The organism is Pseudomonas sp. RP-B7 (genome assembly GCF_059803535.1).
In genome coordinates, this window is record NZ_JAPFHC010000032.1 from 1 (window position 1) to 15,376 (window position 15,376).

Consider the following 15,376-nt stretch of genomic DNA (forward strand, 5'->3'; position numbering starts at 1 on the left):
CCCCCCCCCCCCCCCGGGCAGGTCGCGCACGCCTTGCATGACCATGGGGATCGAGCCGGAGGCAAGCAGGGCCTGGCGCAGGTTGCCGAGTTCCAGGGCCAGGAAGCGCGACGGGAAATCCTGCAGTGGATGCACGGGTGGCGCCTGGCGCGGGTCATGGATGATCAACCGCTCGAAATGCCGCGACAACCGCGCACGGCCGCGCAGGTTATCGGCGATCACCGACGACAGGCCCAGCCCGAGGCGCCCGCGGTGGTCATCGGCGAGCAGGCCGTGGCTCTTGACCACCATGATGTTCAGGCGGTAGTCCGGGTTGTCCAGCACCCGTGCATCGCGTCCGGCCAGCAGGTCGTCGAGCATGCGCTGGCAGCTCTGGCTGACTTCGGCCATGGTCACGCCCTTGGCGAAACGCTGCTCGTTGTACAAGCGGCCGAGGTCGAGCAGGCCTTGCACCGGGTCGGGCAGGCAGGCGCTGGCAAACCGCCAGGAGCCGATCGACGCGCCGATCAGCGCTCGTTCGCGGGGCGCACGCGCCAGCCAATCGCCAAACAGCGCCAGGTCCAGGCCCTGGATACCCAGCGCCTTGGGCCCACCGGCTGCGCCAGGCAGGATGCCGACGTCGGCCGGCTTGAGGCCTTGTTCACGAATACGCGTAAAGGCCCGCTTACCGGCCTTGAGGGTCAGGGCGGGAAACTTGATGTGGATGGCTGTCATACCGGTCTCTGTTGAAGCGAGCGGGGCAGTATAGGAAATCTCGCACGATGATGGGTAAAGAGGCTTGTCGGCAATTGCCATGGTGGCAATTCAGTTTCAGTTAAGTTGCTGCAGGTAGGGTGGCCGGCGTAGGAAAACACCTTGAAACGGAGACTCCCTATGAAGCGCCTCACAGTGCTGGTCGCCGCTATCACCGCCGTCGTGGCGGCACAGGCGGGTGCAGTGGACCCCGACAAAACGCTGAAATTGCCCGGCACTGTTACTATTGTCGCCTTCGACCAGTTGGAGGCCGCGGCCTTGGCGCTGCATCCCGGTTCAACCGTGCTCGACACCGACCTGGACGAGGAATACGGCAGGTACCTCTACCAGGTCGAGCTGCAAGACCCCAACGGCATTGAATGGGACGTTGAATTGGACGCGCTGACCGGGCATGTCCTCAAGAATCATCAGGAAACGTAATGAAGGTATATCGACGCGCCGGCAGTGCAGTTGCGCTGGCCCTGCTGGTTTTTTGCTCAAGCCTGACGGCCCGCGACCTGGATCAGGACGAAGCCTTGGCTCTGCGCCAGCAAGGGGTGATCCTGCCGCTGGAGCAGTTGCTGCAACAAGCCATGGCGCGTCACCCCGGCTCGCGTTTGCTGGAGGCCGAGCTTGAGAAAAAGCACGGCCAGTACGCCTATGAAGTGGAACTGGTCACCGCGGCGGGCGTGGTGCGCGAGATCAAGCTGGACGCCAGCACGGGTGTGCTGATCAAAGACGAGGAAGACTGATGCGCCTGCTTCTGGTGGAAGACAACGTCCCGCTGGCCGACGAGTTACTGGCTGGCCTGCAGCGCCAGGGGTATGCCGTCGACTGGCTGGCTGATGGCCGCGACGCAGCGTATCAAGGCCGCAGCGAGCCCTATGACCTGATTATCCTCGACCTCGGTCTGCCTGGCCTGCCGGGGCTCGAGGTGCTGGCACAATGGCGTGCAGCCGCCTTGTCCATCCCGGTGCTGATCCTTACCGCACGCGATTCCTGGGCCGAGCGCATCGAAGGGCTCAAGGCCGGTGCCGACGACTACCTGAGCAAACCCTTTCACCCGGAAGAACTGTACTTGCGCATCCAGGCGCTGTTGCGCCGCGCCCACGGCCACGCCAACCAACCCACCTTGCAAGCCGCCGGCTTGCACCTGGATGAAGGGCGCCAGTGCGTGCTGCGCGATGGCGCGGAGATTCAACTGACCGCCGCCGAATTCCGCCTGCTGCGCTACTTCATGTTGCACCCCGAGCAGATCCTGTCGAAAAGCCACCTGGCCGAGCATCTCTATGACGGCGAAACCGAGCGCGACTCGAATGTGCTCGAAGTCCACGTCAACCACCTGCGCCGCAAGTTGGGCCGCAGCGTGATCGAAACCCGGCGTGGCCAGGGTTACCGCTTTGGCGCCAGCCCTGCATGAGATCGATCCAGCGGCGCCTGAGCCTGGGGTTGGTCAGTGTGATGGTGATCGTCGGCATCGCGTTGGCGCAAACCAGTCTGTGGCTGTTCGAAGCGGGTCTGCAGCGCTATCTGGAATCGGGGCTGCGTAACGACAGTGAAAGCCTGCTGGTCGCGCTGGTGCGTGGCCCGGACGGTTTGGAGTTGCATGAGAAGCGCGTGTCGCCGGCCTATCAGCGGCCGTTTTCCGGGCACTATTTCCGCATTGATTTTGCCGACAAACACTGGCGCTCGCGCTCTTTGTGGGACCAGGACCTGCCGCACCTGCCCGAGGCCGGGCTCAAGGGCAACCTGCAACTGGGACCGGAAGGCCAGCAACTGCTGGTGCTGCGTGAGGACTACAAGCGCTTCGGCCAGTCGATTTCCATCAGCGTGGCCCAGGACTACACGCCGGTGCGCGAAAGCTTTCGCCTGATGCGTCAGATCGGTCTGGTACTGGGCCTGGCCGCCTTGCTGTTGGTGCTGATCCTGCAACGGGTCACGGTGCGTCGCGCCTTGCGCCCGCTGGAAACCGCGCGCAACCAGATCGCCCAGTTGCAACAGGGCCAGCGCTCGCAGCTCGACACCCAGGTGCCACAGGAGCTGGAGCCGCTGGTGGCGCAGATCAACCACTTGCTGGCGCACACCGAGGACAGTCTCAAACGTTCGCGCAATGCCCTGGGCAACCTTGGCCATGCCCTGAAAACCCCGCTGGCGGTGTTGCTGAGTGCGGCTTCCAGCGAGGCGCTCAAGGATCACCCTGAACTCGGCAAACTCCTGCGCGAGCAGTTGGAACAGGTGCAGCAGCGCCTCAACCGCGAACTCAATCGTGCGCGCCTGGCCGGTGAAACCCTGCCTGGCGCTTTGTTCGACTGTGATCAGGAATTGCCGAACCTGCTGGCCACCTTGACCATGATCCACGGCGACCACCTGGACCTGAGCTACCACGCAGCGCCCGGCCTGCACCTGCCGTGGGACCGTGCCGACTTGCTGGAGCTGTTGGGCAACCTGCTGGACAACGCCTGCAAATGGGCAGATGCCGATGTGCGTTTGACCGTCAGCGAAACAGCGCACAGTTTCTGGCTGGCGGTGGACGATGATGGCCCCGGCATCCCCGAAATCCAGCGTGACCAGGTGTTCAGCCGTGGCGCGCGCCTGGACGAACAAATCGATGGACATGGCCTTGGGTTGGGGATCGTGCGGGATATCGTCGAGGTATGGGGCGGGATGTTGCAGTTGCAGGAAAGCGAGTTGGGCGGTCTGAAGGCTTTGATCGAGTTGCCCAAGCGGCAGGGCTGACACAGCACCGATCAAAATGTGGGAGCGGGCTTGCTCGCGAAGGCGGTGGGTCAGACACTGCATCTGTTACTGACCCACCGCCTTCGCGAGCAAGCCCGCTCCCACACAAGCCCGCTCCAACATTAGATTTGTTTAAGGATCAGGGCCGGTGCCGCTCATTCAGACCCGGAACTGATCCATCAAGCCCTGCTGCTGATTCGCCAGGCTGTTCAATGCCTGGCTGACCCGCGCCGATTCGTTGGCCTGTTCCGACAGCGACTCGGTCACATCGCGAATCGTCGCGACGTTGCTGTTGATCTCTTCGGCCACCGCGCTTTGCTCTTCGGCGGCGCTGGCGATTTGCAGGTTCATGTCGCTGATCACCGTGACCGCCTCGCCGATCTGGCGCAGGGCGGTGACGGCCTGGCCGACCTGTTCGACGCTGCCCTGGGCCTGGCGATAGCTGTTGCCCATGGACCCCACCACCTCCTCGGTGCCGCTTTGCAGGTGTTCGATCACCAGGCGGGTTTCTTCCACCGATTCCTGGGTACGGCGTGCCAGGTTGCGCACTTCGTCGGCCACCACCGCAAAACCACGGCCGGCCTCACCGGCGCGGGCGGCTTCGATGGCGGCGTTGAGTGCGAGCAGGTTGGTTTGCTCGGCAATGCCGCGAATCACTTCGAGCACCGAGCCGATTTTCTCGCTGTTGGCGGCCAAGCCTTCGACCTGGGCCATGGCGGTGCTCATGTCGGCCGCCAGGTTGCCAATGTTGGTGGTGGTGCGGTCGATCACGGTCAGCCCTTCGCGGGTGGCCTGGTCGGCATCGCGGGCTGCTTGCGCCGCTTGGGCCGCGCTGCGGGCGACGTCCTGGGCGGTGGCGCTCATTTCGTGGGAAGCGGTGGCCACTTGGTCGACCTGGCGATACTGCTGCTCCATGCCGGCGCTGGTTTCAGTCGCAATCGCGGCGGATTGGTCGGCGGTGCCACGGGCGTCCTGCACCGAGCGCTTCACCTCGGCGATGATCGGTTGCAGTTTGTCGAGGAAACGGTTGAACCAGCCAGCCAGTTGGCCGAGTTCGTCCTGTTTGTCGTAGGCCAGGCGACGGGTCAGGTCGCCTTCGCCGCTGGCGATGTCTTCAAGCATGTGCGCCACGCCGAGGATCGGCCGGGTCACGCTGCGGGCCATCAGCCACACCAGGATCAGGCCGACGACCGCTGCCAACAAGCCCAGGCCCAGCTCCAGCAAGGTGCCCCTGGCATTGTCGGCATCCAGCTGCGTTTTCAGTGCTTCGGCGGGAGCGACCAGGACTTTTTCCGGCACATCCAGCAACACCCCCCACGATTTGCCATCGGGGATCGGCGCGAAGGGTGCCAGCACCTTGAGTTGGTGGTCGGTGCGCAGGCTACGGATCTGCGTGCCGCTGGCCAAGAAACCGATCAGTTGCGCGCCGCTGGCGCTATCGACCTGATCCAGGCGCTGGCTGAGCTTGCTCGCATCCGGGCTGTAGCCAGCGAGCAGGCCGGTGGCGCTGAGGATGCTGACCTGGGTCTGGCCGTCATACAGCTTGCGGCTGGCCTGCTGGCTCACGGCCTGCAGGCTGTTGAGGTTGATGTCCACCGACAGCGAGGCGACGACTTTACCGTTGACCATCAGCGGGAACACGATGCTGGTCATCAGCACGTTTTGTCCGTTGATCACATAGAAGTAGGGCTCGATCACACACGGCTTGAGGGTGGTGCGCGGGCAGGTGAACCAGGCGTTGGCTTTTTCGCCGCTGGGGCCGATGCTGGTGTCGGCCATATCGCTTTCCGGCAGGGCCATCGACTCCAGTTTGCCGGGGGTTGGTTGCGACCAGTACAAGGCGAAGCGGCCCTTGTCGTTACTGCCCAGCTCGGCCTGGTTGGCGAACAGTTCGTCCTTGCCATCCAGCGCGTTGGCTTCGAACACCAGGGACAGGCCGAGCAGGTCCGGGTTGGCCTGCAATGCGGCCTTGACCTGGCGGGTCAGGTCTTCGCGGGTGTCGAAGGCGTCGAGGAAGCGCTTTTCTGCCTGTTCACGCAAGAACAGCACCTGGCGCGAAAAGCCGTGGCCGTATTGATAGGCGTCCATGAACTGGCGACGGATGCCCAGTGCCTGCCCTTCACCCTGGGCCTCGATACGCGCCTGGGCCGCTTCGTCGAGCATCTGCATGCTGGACGCCTTGACCTGCTGCGAACTCTGCTCCATGCGATACAGCGACAGACCCACCAGCAGGGTCACGATTCCCAGCAGGCAAAGGCCGGCGAGCAGGGTGATTTTCCATTGAATGGACAGCTGTCTGAGGGACATCGAGGAGCATCCTTAACCTTAAAACACAGTGAATCAGGCTATCGGCCGATCTTTCTCGATCTTTATTATTTAAACGTTCAATTGAATTTTGCCCTGTAGTGAGCGAGCTTGCTCGCGCCGGGCTGCGTAGCGGCCCCAAAAAAGGCTGGGAGCGCTGCGCACTCCAGCGCGAGCAAACTCGCTTGCTACAAAGCTGGTTTTTTGACATGCAGCCCCACCTGCGGCAAAGTGCGCGCCCTCTAATAAGACCTCCTTCAAGCCTGCACGCTGACAGCCACCCTTGGCCTGTCTTGGCGCGGGCATGCCTGTTTTTTATGTTTCTGCTTGAGGTATCCATGATTAACGCAGTCATTGCCGCGGTCGGCACCATGCTGGTGCTCAGCCTGTCCCGCGTGCATGTGGTCATCGCCATCATCGTCGGCGCGCTGGTCGGTGGTCTCACCGGCGGGTTGGGCATCGACGCCACGCTCAAGGCCTTCAATGGCGGGTTGGGCGGCGGCGCCACCGTGGCGTTGTCCTACGCCTTGCTCGGCGCGTTCGCCGTGGCCATTGCCAAATCCGGTTTGGCCCACGCCTTGGCCGACAAGGCGCTGATGCTGGTGGACCGCCAGGAAGCCAGCGGCGGCAGCCACGTCAAATGGCTGCTGATCGGCCTGCTGTGGGTGGTGGCAATTGCTTCGCAGAACATCCTGCCGATTCACATCGCGTTTATCCCGTTGCTGGTGCCGCCGCTGCTGTACGTGCTGACCAAGCTGCAACTGGACCGCCGCCTGATCGCCTGTGTGATGACGTTCGGCCTGATCACGCCGTACATGTTCCTGCCGGTGGGTTTTGGCAACATCTTCCTCAACCAGATCCTGCTGGCCAACGTGGCCAAGAGCGGCGTGGACATCAGCCAGGTCAACGTCACCCACGCCATGGGCCTGCCTGCACTGGGCATGGTTGTAGGCCTGCTGGTGGCAGTGTTTGTCAGTTATCGCAAAAAGCGCGTGTACGACCTGGAGAAAATCGAACGGGTCGAACAAGTGGCGGTGCAGTACAACCCGCTGACCCTGCTGGTGGCCGGCCTGGCGATCGCCTCGGCGTTCATCATCCAGCTGTGGCTGGACTCAATGATCATCGGCGCGCTGGTGGGTTTCCTGATCTTTTCGGTGTCGGGCATCGTGCGCTGGAGCGACACCGACGACCTGTTCACCGAAGGCATGAAGATGATGGCGATGATCGGCTTCATCATGATCGCCGCCTCGGGCTTTGCCGAAGTGCTCAAGGCCACCGGCGATGTGCGCTCGCTGGTGCAAGCCTCGGCGGCGTTCATCGGCCATAGTCGTGGCGTCGGTGCGTTGTTGATGCTGTTGGTGGGGTTGTTGGTGACCATGGGCATCGGTTCGTCGTTCTCCACGGTGCCGATCCTGGCGGCGATTTTTGTGCCGTTGTGTGTGCAGTTGGGCTTCAGCCCGATGGCCATCGTCTGCATCGTCGGCACCGCTGGCGCGTTGGGCGATGCTGGTTCGCCCGCGTCGGACTCAACTCTGGGCCCGACCTCCGGCCTGAACATCGACGGCCAACACCACCACATCTGGGACACCGTGGTGCCGACCTTCCTGCACTACAACATTCCGCTGCTGGCCTTCGGCTGGTTGGCCGCAATGACCCTCTAACACCGCTGATTGTAGTGAGCGAGCTTGCTCGCGCCGGGCTGCGAAGCCGCCCCAACCAGTCCGCCTCGGTGTTTCAGGAGGACCGCGGTGGCTGGATTTAGGGCGGCTTCGCCCCCCAGCGCGGGGCAAGCCCGCTCACTACAGTTATTTCCTGCGCAGCCGTTAACCTCTCAAGTCGCCCCTAATAAGAGAGAAAAACCATGCGTCTGAGCCTGAAGGCCAAAGTCTTGTGCCTAGCTGTCGTGCCGGTGTTGCTGTTTGCCGTGGTCATCAGCCTGACCACGGTGTGGATTCTCCAGGGCCAGGCGCGCAACGAGGTGGATGAAACCCGCCAGCGCCTGCTCAACGACGCCAAGGCCACCCTGCAAAGCTATGTCGAAGTGGCCATGACCACCATCAAGCCGCTCTACGACGCAGCCGCCCCCGGTGATACCGGCGCACGCGCCGAGGTGGTCAAGCTGTTGTCCAACACCAGCTATGGCAAGGACGGCTACTTCTTCGGCTACGACTCCGAGACCATCCGCCTGTTCAAGGGCAACAGCCCCGACGGCGTGGGCAAGAGCTTCAAGGACAACCGCGACCCCAACGGCGTGTACGTCAACCGCGACCTGGTCAAGGTCGGCAAGGACGGCACCCATTACCTGCAATACAGCTCGACCCAGCCGGGGCAAACCGAACTGGTGCCCAAGATGGGCTACACCGAATACCTGCCCAAATGGGACATGGTCATCGGTACATCGGTGAACCTGGACGGCATCGAAGCCCAGGTGGCGGTGGTCGAAGCCAAGGTGAAGACGCGCATGGAAGGCGTGTTGTTGAGCATCCTCGGCGTGGCGGTGGTGGTGCTGCTGGTCATTGCTGCCGTGGGCCTGGTGGTGGCCAATACCATCCTGCGGCCGTTGCACCTGATGAAAGCCAACCTCGATGACATCGCCGCCGGCGAAGGCGATTTGACCCGCCGCCTGGCCATCACCAGCCAGGACGAATTGGGCGATCTGGCCGGGGCGTTCAACCGTTTTGTCGACAAGATCCATGGCCTGGTGCGCCAGATCACTGAAATGACGGCGCAGCTCACCGGGCTGGTCAGCCAGGTTTCCGACCAGGCCCAGCGTTCCGAGCAGGCCATGGAGCGCCAACGCCACGAAACCGATCAGGTGGCGACGGCGATCAATCAGATGTCGTCGGCCGCCCATGAAGTGGCGCGCAGTGCCCAGGGCGCTGCCGTTGCCGCGCAACAGACCGACGCCGAAGGTCAGGCTGCCAAGCGCGTGGTGGACGGCAGCATCGCGCAGATCCACGCGCTGGTTAGCGATATTCGCAGCAGTGGCGTGTCCCTCGACAGCCTGCAACAGGACGTGTCATCGATTGTCAGCGTGCTTGGCGTGATCCGCTCTATCGCCGAACAGACCAACCTGCTGGCACTCAACGCCGCGATCGAAGCCGCACGGGCGGGGGAGGCCGGGCGTGGTTTTGCGGTGGTCGCCGACGAAGTACGCGCCCTGGCCAGCCGCACCCAGACCAGCACCCAGGAAATCCAGGGCATGATCGACCGCCTGCAAAAGGGCACGGAAGCCGCCGTGGATGCGATGCGCCGCTCCAGCGATGCCGGCGACGGCACCTCGGCACAGGCCAACCAGGCCGGCGCGTCCCTGGACACCATGGCGCAGTTGATCGGTACCATCAATTCGATGAACGCGCAGATCGCCAGCGCCGCCGAAGAACAGACGGCCGTAGCCGAAGAGATCAACCGCAGCGTGCATCAGATCGCCGTGGCGGTGGACAGCGTGGCCGACGAGACCCAACTGGGCGCCCAGACCTCGCGCAGCCTGGCGGACCTGGGCCAGCGCTTGGGGCAGTTGGTCGGGCAGTTCCGGATCTGAGCCCGGGCAGCACACAGCCTAGGCCTGTTCAGACATCGCGCATCAACAGGCCAAAACGCAGATCCATCTGCGCCGGGACCGGCACATACACCGTGTGCCCGTCCCCCGGCGCCACCTCGACGGCTTCGCCTTTGGCGTTGTGCATCATCTCCAGGTCGAAGTGGAAATTTCCCGCAGGCGTCATCAATTCCAAATGATTGCCTACGGCAAAACGGTTCTTCACCTTCACCTCGGCCAGCTCGCCCCGACGCTCGCCGGTGAATTCCCCGACAAACTGCTGGCGCTCCGAAACTGAACTGCCGTTCTGGTAATTCTGGTATTCGTCGTGCACATGCCGACGCAGGAAGCCTTCGGTGTAGCCGCGTTGCGCCAGGGACTCCAGGTCGGTCATCAGGTTGCGGTCAAATTCACGCCCGGCCACCGCGTCGTCTATCGCCCGGCGGTACACCTGGGTGGTGCGTGCGCAGTAGAAGTGGGACTTGGTACGGCCTTCGATTTTCAGCGAGTGCACGCCCATGTGGGTCAGGCGCTCCACGTGCTGCACCGCGCGCAGGTCCTTGGCGTTCATGATGTAGGTGCCGTGCTCGTCTTCAAAGGCGGGCATCTGCTCGTCGGGACGGTTGGCTTCCTGGAGCAGGAACACCTGGTCGGTCGGTGCGCCGATCCCCAGGGTCGGCTGGAATTGCTGGACGATGTCCCCCGTGGTGTTTTCCACCGCCGGCGTGGCCTGGTATTTCCAGCGGCAGGCATTGGTGCAGGTGCCTTGGTTGGCGTCGCGCTTGTTCATATAGCCAGAGAGCAGGCAGCGCCCGGAATAGGCCATGCACAACGCCCCGTGCACAAACACTTCCAGCTCCATGGCTGGCACCTGTTGGCGGATTTCGCCGATCTCTTCCAGGGACAATTCCCGCGACAGGATCACCCGGCAGATCCCTTGTTGTTGCCAGAACTCCACGCTGGCCCAGTTCACCGTATTGGCCTGCACCGACAGGTGGATCGGCATCTGTGGGAAATGTCGGCGCACCAGCATGATCAGCCCGGGATCGGACATGATCAGCGCGTCCGGGCCCATGGCGATCACGGGGGCCAAGTCCTTGAGGAAGGTCTTCAGCTTGGCGTTGTGCGGTGCGATGTTGACCACCACGTAGAAGCGCTTGCCCAGCGCATGGGCTTCGTCGATGCCGAGGGCCAGGTTGGCATGGTCGAACTCGTTGTTGCGCACCCGCAGGCTGTAGCGCGGCTGGCCGGCGTAGACCGCATCGGCCCCGTAGGCGAAGGCGTAGCGCATGTTCTTCAGGGTGCCGGCAGGGGCGAGCAATTCGGGGGCGATAACAGGGGGCATGGTGAGCACTTGAGTCAAAAAAGTGCGGCAGGGTAGAGCAAGTCGGTCTGTGGTTTATTGATCTGGGTCTAGCCTTGCAACAAAGAGGGCACTCGTGGCACTGGGCGTGGACTAAGCAGCAGGGGCCTACACAGGTCCTCTGTTTTTCTGACATGGACCGGACATGAATCAAACCAACCTGCAATTCAAGACCTTGCTGCTACTGCTGGGCCTGGTGACCATCGCGTTTATCTGGATCTTGCTGCCGTTCTACGGCGCGGTGTTCTGGGCAGTGATCCTCGGCATCATCTTTGCGCCGATGCAGCGCCGTCTGCAGCAGCGCTTTGGCTGGAACCGCAATCTGACGTCCCTGAGTACCTTGACGGTGTGCCTGGTGATCGCGATCTTGCCGGTGATCATCACCAGTGCCTTGCTGGTGCAAGAGGGGGCGACGCTCTATAAAAACATCGAAAGCGGCAAACTGGACGTGGCCGGGTATATCGAGCAGTTCAAGAACTTCCTGCCGCCGTACTTCCAGCACCTGCTGGACCGCTTCGGCATGGGCAACCTGGAAGGGCTGCGCGAGAAGATCGTCAAGAGCGCGATGCAGGGCAGTCAGTTTTTTGCGTCCCAGGCGTTCAGCTTTGGCCAGGGCACGTTTGATTTCCTGGTGAGCTTTTTCATCATGCTGTATCTGCTGTTTTTCCTGTTGCGCGACGGCCCTGATCTGGTGCGCAAAGTGCGCACGGCGGTGCCGTTGGCCGAGCCACAGAAGCGTCGGTTGCAGCTCAAGTTCAATCGGGTGGTGCGTGCCACGGTCAAGGGCAACGTGTTGGTGGCCGTGACCCAAGGTGCGCTGGGCGGGTTGATCTTCTGGTTCCTGGACATTCCCAGCGCTTTGCTCTGGGCGGTGCTGATGGCGTTTCTGTCGCTGTTGCCAGCGGTGGGCGCGGGGATTGTGTGGGGACCGGTGGCCGCCTACTTCCTGTTGAGCGGTTCGATCTGGCAGGGGGTGGTGCTGGCCTTGTTCGGGGTGTTTGTGATCGGGCTGGTGGACAACGTGCTGCGGCCGATCCTGGTGGGCAAGGACACCAAAATGCCGGATTACTTGATCCTGATTTCCACCTTGGGCGGGCTGTCGGTGTTTGGCCTGAACGGCTTTGTGATCGGGCCGCTGGTGGCGGCGTTGTTCATGTCCAGCTGGGCGCTGTTCGTGGAGAGCAAGCCGCGGGTCAAGTTGCCATTGCCGTGAGGCTCAGGCGTGAAGTTTGAAGTTCGAGGCACGTTGCAGTTGTTTTTCGGCGGCGGACAGCGAGGTGAGCGGACCGCTGATGGCCTCGCCATCGCGCACCACATACCAGCAGGCCAGCAAGCCCAGCTCACGCAGGGGGGCGGGGACGGCGCTGCCGATGACGGACATGATTTGAACAGTGGGCATAAGAACCTCCAATCGCTATGGAGGTCACCTTACGCGGCGCAGGGACCGGGGAAAAATCACCTGTCTCGATAGTGGACATTGACGGGACGCGTCAGTCCACCACTTGATCGAGCATCACCACCACTTCCTGCTCGCTGAGCAAGCCCTTGCGCACCAGGCTTTCTGCGAGCAACGCAAGGAATTTGGCGCTGCGGTGGCCTTCCAGGTGCTTGAGTTCGGTAAGCGCGCTATAGACCTTGCTGGACGTACAGAGGCCAGCGGTATGGTGCGGGTTTTGTGTGGGCATGGTCAGTCGTCCTTGTTGTTATTGGGTGGACAGGCTCGATAGTGAGAGTGTGTCGTGACACAAACATGACAGCGCGAGCCCCGTTCGAGCAAGTAGACAATGGTGTTGATGATGTGCGATTGCGCCTCGACCATTGTCCTCACAGCGACCTTGGCGCGATGAATCCAGACTTTCCATGCAAAAAAAAGGCCCCGCGGGGTGGGCGAGGCCTGTTTCAGACAATTGGCGCTTACCAGCCGCGACCGTAGTACCCGTGCGGAGGGCCGTAGTAGCCACGCGGAGGACCGTAATAGACCGGCGCCGGGCGGTAGTAGACCTGTTGTTGCACGTACACCGGCGGTGGCGGTGCGTAGTAGACCGGCGGCGGAGCTGCATACACCGGCTGCGGCTGGACGTACACCGGTTGCTGCTGCACATAGACTTCACGCGGCTGGCTGGCAACCACGGAGCCTACGACGGCGGCGCCGACTAAAGCACCCAATACGGCCGGGCCACCCCATCCACCACCACCGTGGGCGGAGGCTTGGCCTGCCATCGCGAGTGCGCCAACCAGCAAGGCGATCTTGGGGATTGTACGAATCATGGTCATTCCTCGGTTAGCCCCTGCGCTTGTGGTCTGCAATCAATAGACTCAAGGATTGTCGCGGGGATACTTTTAAGACAACGTATTTCAAGAAAACAGCACGGCCGCTAGGTAAAGGTTGTGTAAGGTCTGTACCGATTTGCTTACTCAGAGGAGTTTTCCATGCAAATGCACCCCAACAAGGACACCCAACTGTGTATGTCGCTGTCGGCGCGTCCCGGGAATTTTGGCCTGCGTTTTCATAACCACCTGTACGAACAGCTGGGTCTGAACTTCTACTATAAAGCCTTCAGCAGCCGGGATTTGCCCGGCGCGATCGGTGGTATCCGGGCGCTGGGCATTCGCGGTTGCGGGGTGTCGATGCCGTTCAAGGAGGCTGCCATTGCCTTAGTGGATGAACTCGACGATTCGGTTCAAGCCATCGACTCGCTCAACACCATCGTCAACACCGATGGCCATCTCAAGGCCTACAACACCGACTACATCGCTATCGAACAACTGCTGAAAAAGCATGCGGTACCCACAGACTCGACCTTCGCCCTGCGCGGCAGTGGCGGCATGGCCAAGGCCGTGGCCAGCGCCCTGCGTGACGGTGGCTACAGTAATGGCCTGATCGTGGCGCGCAACGAAGCGGCGGGCCGGGCGTTGGCACGCAACCTCGGGTACGAATGGCAGGCGGACCTGGGCGACGCCCGCCCGCAGATGCTGATCAACGTGACACCCATCGGCATGACCGGCGGGGCGCAGGCGGATGGGTTGGCGTTTGACGCCGAGGCAATCGATGCGGCGGACACTGTGTTCGATGTGGTAGCGATCCCCGCCGAAACGCCGCTGATCGTGCGTGGACGTGCCCAGGGTAAGCGCGTGATTACCGGGCTGGAAGTGATTGCGATCCAGGCGTTGGAGCAGTTTGTGCTGTACACCGGGGTGCGGCCTACAGACGAGCAGTTCCAGGCGGCGGTCGCCTTCGCCCGAACCTAAGGCCCCCCGAAGCTCTAATGTTGGAGTGGGCTTGTGTGGGAGCGGGCTTGCTCGCGAATGCAGTGGTTCAGCCACCATCTCCGGTGACTGACACACTGCATTCGCGAGCAAGCCCGCTCCCACATTTAGGGGGGTGTTATGCCTGTTCCAGCTGGGTCAGGCGTTCTTCCAGTGCGGCAATCCGTGCTTCCAGCTCTTCAATGCGATCGGCTGAAACCGTGCTCCCACGCTCCACCGGATTGCCTCGCGCCGCGATAATCACCTCAATATCTGCCGGGTCCCCCAGCGCATGGGTATAGCGATCTTCCCGCTGCCCCGCCTGACGCGGCACCAACAGCGCCAACCCGCGGGCTATCAGGCGTTCCAGCTGATGCACGACCTGCTCGGCATCTTCAAAGTCGTGCATGCGCCCGCTGCGGGTCAGCAGTTCATTGACGGTTTGCGGGCCGCGCAAAAACAGCAGCCCGGTCAGGATCACCTGGGCCGGCACCAGTTCCAGCGCCTTGTCCACGCGGTGTTCCCAGCGGTCGGCGCGGCTGCCCATCACCAGGCGGGTAAAACCCTGGCCTTCCAGTGCGCGCAGGCTTTGGCCGACCTGGCCTTGGCTGAGGTTCATCACCGGCTCGCGGCTAGTCTTCTGGTTGCAGGCCAGCACCAGGGCGTTGAGGGTCAGGGGGTAGGTTTCCGGGTTGGTCGCCTGTTTTTCGATCAGGCAGCCCAGGATGCGGATTTCCGTGCTGTTCAGGCGCGGCTCAGGGGTGTCGGTGTCGTGCTCGGCGGTCATCGCGCTTTCCCTATGCAGTGAAGTGCCTAGCGTAAGCCGGAAAAAATAAAAGACAAGCGAGCGGGCGGTCTATAATCGTCGCCTGTTCAAACCGTGCCATCACCATGAGACTGCCATGACTATTTCCCTGTACGCCGCTTCCATCCCAGTCTTCAAGCAAATGCTCACCGCCCTGAGCGGTGTGTTGACCAAGGCCGAAGCCCACGCTGCAGCCAAGAACATCGAGCCGAACGCCTTGCTGCAAGCGCGCCTGTTCCCGGACATGTTCCCACTGGTGCGCCAGGTGCAGATCGCCGTGGACTTCGCCAAGGGCGTTTCCGCACGCCTGGCCGAGGTCGAAGTGCCGAAATACGAAGACAGCGAAGTGACTTTCGCCGACCTGCAAGCCCTGATCGCCAAGGTGCTGGCCTTCGTCGACACCCTCAAGCCTGAGCAAATCGACGGCAAGGAAGGCATCGAGATCATCACCCGCCCTGGCACGCCGAAAGAGAAGCGCTTCAGCGGCCAGTCCTACCTGCTGACCTACGGCCTGCCGCAGTTCTTCTTCCACGTCACCACCGCGTACGCGCTGCTGCGTCACAACGGTGTGGAAGTGGGCAAGCGCGATTACATGGGCGCGTTCTAAGCGGCCAAAAAAAAGCCGGGGCGGTTCACTCAAGAACCGCCCCGG

15 protein-coding genes and 2 pseudogenes are annotated in these 15,376 nt (G+C 62.3%); 9 read left to right on the top strand and 8 right to left on the bottom strand.

The window, feature by feature from the left end; all coding sequences use genetic code 11:
• Nucleotides 1-714 (bottom strand): patatin-like phospholipase family protein (locus tag OPU96_RS23315; protein WP_498559773.1); only part of this gene is annotated, 714 nt, incomplete at its 3' end.
• Between the two features lie 159 nt (nt 715-873).
• Between OPU96_RS23315 and OPU96_RS23320 the strand changes: the two genes are divergently transcribed.
• From OPU96_RS23320 to OPU96_RS23335, 4 genes are read left to right on the top strand one after another with little or no spacing between them, the layout of a single operon-like run.
• Nucleotides 874-1,173 carry a PepSY domain-containing protein gene (locus OPU96_RS23320; protein ID WP_498559774.1) on the top strand — a complete coding sequence of 100 codons (300 nt, stop codon included), beginning with the start codon at nt 874-876 and terminating at the stop codon, nt 1,171-1,173.
• Nucleotides 1,173-1,484, top strand: coding sequence for a PepSY domain-containing protein (locus OPU96_RS23325; protein ID WP_192300326.1), 312 nt, complete (start codon nt 1,173-1,175; stop codon nt 1,482-1,484). The genes OPU96_RS23320 and OPU96_RS23325 overlap by 1 nt, the downstream gene beginning before the upstream one ends.
• Entirely contained in the window at nt 1,484-2,152 is a 669-nt protein-coding gene (locus OPU96_RS23330) for a response regulator transcription factor (RefSeq protein ID WP_226456085.1), read from the top strand. Before OPU96_RS23325 ends, OPU96_RS23330 begins: the two co-directional genes overlap by 1 nt.
• Nucleotides 2,149-3,468, top strand: a complete 1,320-nt coding sequence (locus OPU96_RS23335) for a sensor histidine kinase (RefSeq protein WP_226456084.1) — start codon at nt 2,149-2,151, stop codon at nt 3,466-3,468. Before OPU96_RS23330 ends, OPU96_RS23335 begins: the two co-directional genes overlap by 4 nt.
• Before the next feature lie 159 nt (nt 3,469-3,627).
• On the opposite strand, the pseudogene OPU96_RS23340 reads toward OPU96_RS23335, so the two are convergent.
• Both OPU96_RS23340 and OPU96_RS23345 read right to left on the bottom strand, forming a co-directional pair.
• A pseudogene (locus OPU96_RS23340) lies at nt 3,628-4,137 on the bottom strand (methyl-accepting chemotaxis protein); the annotation flags it as partial.
• Nucleotides 4,138-4,485: 348 nt separating this feature from the next.
• Nucleotides 4,486-5,775 (bottom strand): annotated as a pseudogene (locus OPU96_RS23345) (methyl-accepting chemotaxis protein); the annotation flags it as partial.
• A 338-nt stretch (nt 5,776-6,113) separates the two neighbouring features.
• Between OPU96_RS23345 and OPU96_RS23350 the strand changes: the two are divergent.
• Complete coding sequence (locus OPU96_RS23350) at nt 6,114-7,433, top strand: Na+/H+ antiporter family protein (RefSeq protein WP_305392759.1); 1,320 nt, start codon at nt 6,114-6,116, stop codon at nt 7,431-7,433.
• Between the two features lie 200 nt (nt 7,434-7,633).
• Nucleotides 7,634-9,313 (top strand): methyl-accepting chemotaxis protein CtpM, encoded by a 1,680-nt coding sequence (gene ctpM / locus OPU96_RS23355; protein ID WP_226456082.1) that lies wholly within the window; start codon nt 7,634-7,636, stop codon nt 9,311-9,313.
• 28 nt (nt 9,314-9,341) lie between these two features.
• Here ctpM and trhP read toward each other — a convergent pair whose 3' ends face one another.
• Entirely contained in the window at nt 9,342-10,655 is a 1,314-nt protein-coding gene (trhP, locus tag OPU96_RS23360) for a prephenate-dependent tRNA uridine(34) hydroxylase TrhP (RefSeq protein ID WP_305392384.1), read from the bottom strand.
• Nucleotides 10,656-10,818: 163 nt separating this feature from the next.
• Here trhP and OPU96_RS23365 point away from each other — a divergent pair, with 163 nt between their 5' ends.
• Nucleotides 10,819-11,886 carry an AI-2E family transporter gene (locus OPU96_RS23365; RefSeq protein WP_226456081.1) on the top strand — a complete coding sequence of 356 codons (1,068 nt, stop codon included), beginning with the start codon at nt 10,819-10,821 and terminating at the stop codon, nt 11,884-11,886.
• 3 nt (nt 11,887-11,889) lie between these two features.
• On the opposite strand, the gene OPU96_RS23370 is transcribed toward OPU96_RS23365, so the two are convergent.
• From OPU96_RS23370 to OPU96_RS23380, 3 genes are all read right to left on the bottom strand, one after another.
• On the bottom strand, nt 11,890-12,072 hold the full coding sequence (locus tag OPU96_RS23370) for a hypothetical protein (RefSeq protein WP_305392385.1): 183 nt from the start codon (nt 12,070-12,072) through the stop codon (nt 11,890-11,892).
• 91 nt (nt 12,073-12,163) lie between these two features.
• Complete coding sequence (locus OPU96_RS23375; RefSeq protein ID WP_192300334.1) at nt 12,164-12,358, bottom strand: hypothetical protein; 195 nt, start codon at nt 12,356-12,358, stop codon at nt 12,164-12,166.
• A 229-nt stretch (nt 12,359-12,587) separates the two neighbouring features.
• Entirely contained in the window at nt 12,588-12,947 is a 360-nt protein-coding gene (locus tag OPU96_RS23380) for a hypothetical protein (protein WP_122490077.1), read from the bottom strand.
• Nucleotides 12,948-13,103: 156 nt separating this feature from the next.
• Here OPU96_RS23380 and OPU96_RS23385 point away from each other — a divergent pair, with 156 nt between their 5' ends.
• A complete protein-coding gene (locus OPU96_RS23385; RefSeq protein WP_226456079.1) occupies nt 13,104-13,922 on the top strand; it encodes a shikimate 5-dehydrogenase in 819 nt (272 codons plus the stop codon).
• A gap of 136 nt (nt 13,923-14,058) precedes the next feature.
• On the opposite strand, the gene OPU96_RS23390 is transcribed toward OPU96_RS23385, so the two are convergent.
• Nucleotides 14,059-14,706 (bottom strand): YceH family protein, encoded by a 648-nt coding sequence (locus OPU96_RS23390; protein ID WP_192300336.1) that lies wholly within the window; start codon nt 14,704-14,706, stop codon nt 14,059-14,061.
• 115 nt (nt 14,707-14,821) lie between these two features.
• Here OPU96_RS23390 and OPU96_RS23395 point away from each other — a divergent pair, with 115 nt between their 5' ends.
• On the top strand, nt 14,822-15,331 hold the full coding sequence (locus tag OPU96_RS23395) for a DUF1993 domain-containing protein (protein WP_498559775.1): 510 nt from the start codon (nt 14,822-14,824) through the stop codon (nt 15,329-15,331).
• The last annotated feature ends 45 nt before the right edge of the window (nt 15,332-15,376 follow it).

Bases quoted from the DNA above. Each gene is read 5' to 3' on its own strand.
- OPU96_RS23325 (WP_192300326.1), top strand. From the start codon at position 1,173: ATGAAGGTATATCGACGCGCCGGCAGTGCAGTTGCGCTGGCCCTGCTG.
- OPU96_RS23370 (WP_305392385.1), bottom strand. From the start codon at position 12,072: ATGCCCACTGTTCAAATCATGTCCGTCATCGGCAGCGCCGTCCCCGCC.
- ctpM (WP_226456082.1), top strand. From the start codon at position 7,634: ATGCGTCTGAGCCTGAAGGCCAAAGTCTTGTGCCTAGCTGTCGTGCCG.
- OPU96_RS23320 (WP_498559774.1), top strand. From the start codon at position 874: ATGAAGCGCCTCACAGTGCTGGTCGCCGCTATCACCGCCGTCGTGGCG.
- OPU96_RS23390 (WP_192300336.1), bottom strand. From the start codon at position 14,706: ATGACCGCCGAGCACGACACCGACACCCCTGAGCCGCGCCTGAACAGC.
- trhP (WP_305392384.1), bottom strand. From the start codon at position 10,655: ATGCCCCCTGTTATCGCCCCCGAATTGCTCGCCCCTGCCGGCACCCTG.
- OPU96_RS23365 (WP_226456081.1), top strand. From the start codon at position 10,819: ATGAATCAAACCAACCTGCAATTCAAGACCTTGCTGCTACTGCTGGGC.
- OPU96_RS23395 (WP_498559775.1), top strand. From the start codon at position 14,822: ATGACTATTTCCCTGTACGCCGCTTCCATCCCAGTCTTCAAGCAAATG.
- OPU96_RS23375 (WP_192300334.1), bottom strand. From the start codon at position 12,358: ATGCCCACACAAAACCCGCACCATACCGCTGGCCTCTGTACGTCCAGC.
- OPU96_RS23330 (WP_226456085.1), top strand. From the start codon at position 1,484: ATGCGCCTGCTTCTGGTGGAAGACAACGTCCCGCTGGCCGACGAGTTA.
- OPU96_RS23385 (WP_226456079.1), top strand. From the start codon at position 13,104: ATGCAAATGCACCCCAACAAGGACACCCAACTGTGTATGTCGCTGTCG.
- OPU96_RS23380 (WP_122490077.1), bottom strand. From the start codon at position 12,947: ATGACCATGATTCGTACAATCCCCAAGATCGCCTTGCTGGTTGGCGCA.
- OPU96_RS23335 (WP_226456084.1), top strand. From the start codon at position 2,149: ATGAGATCGATCCAGCGGCGCCTGAGCCTGGGGTTGGTCAGTGTGATG.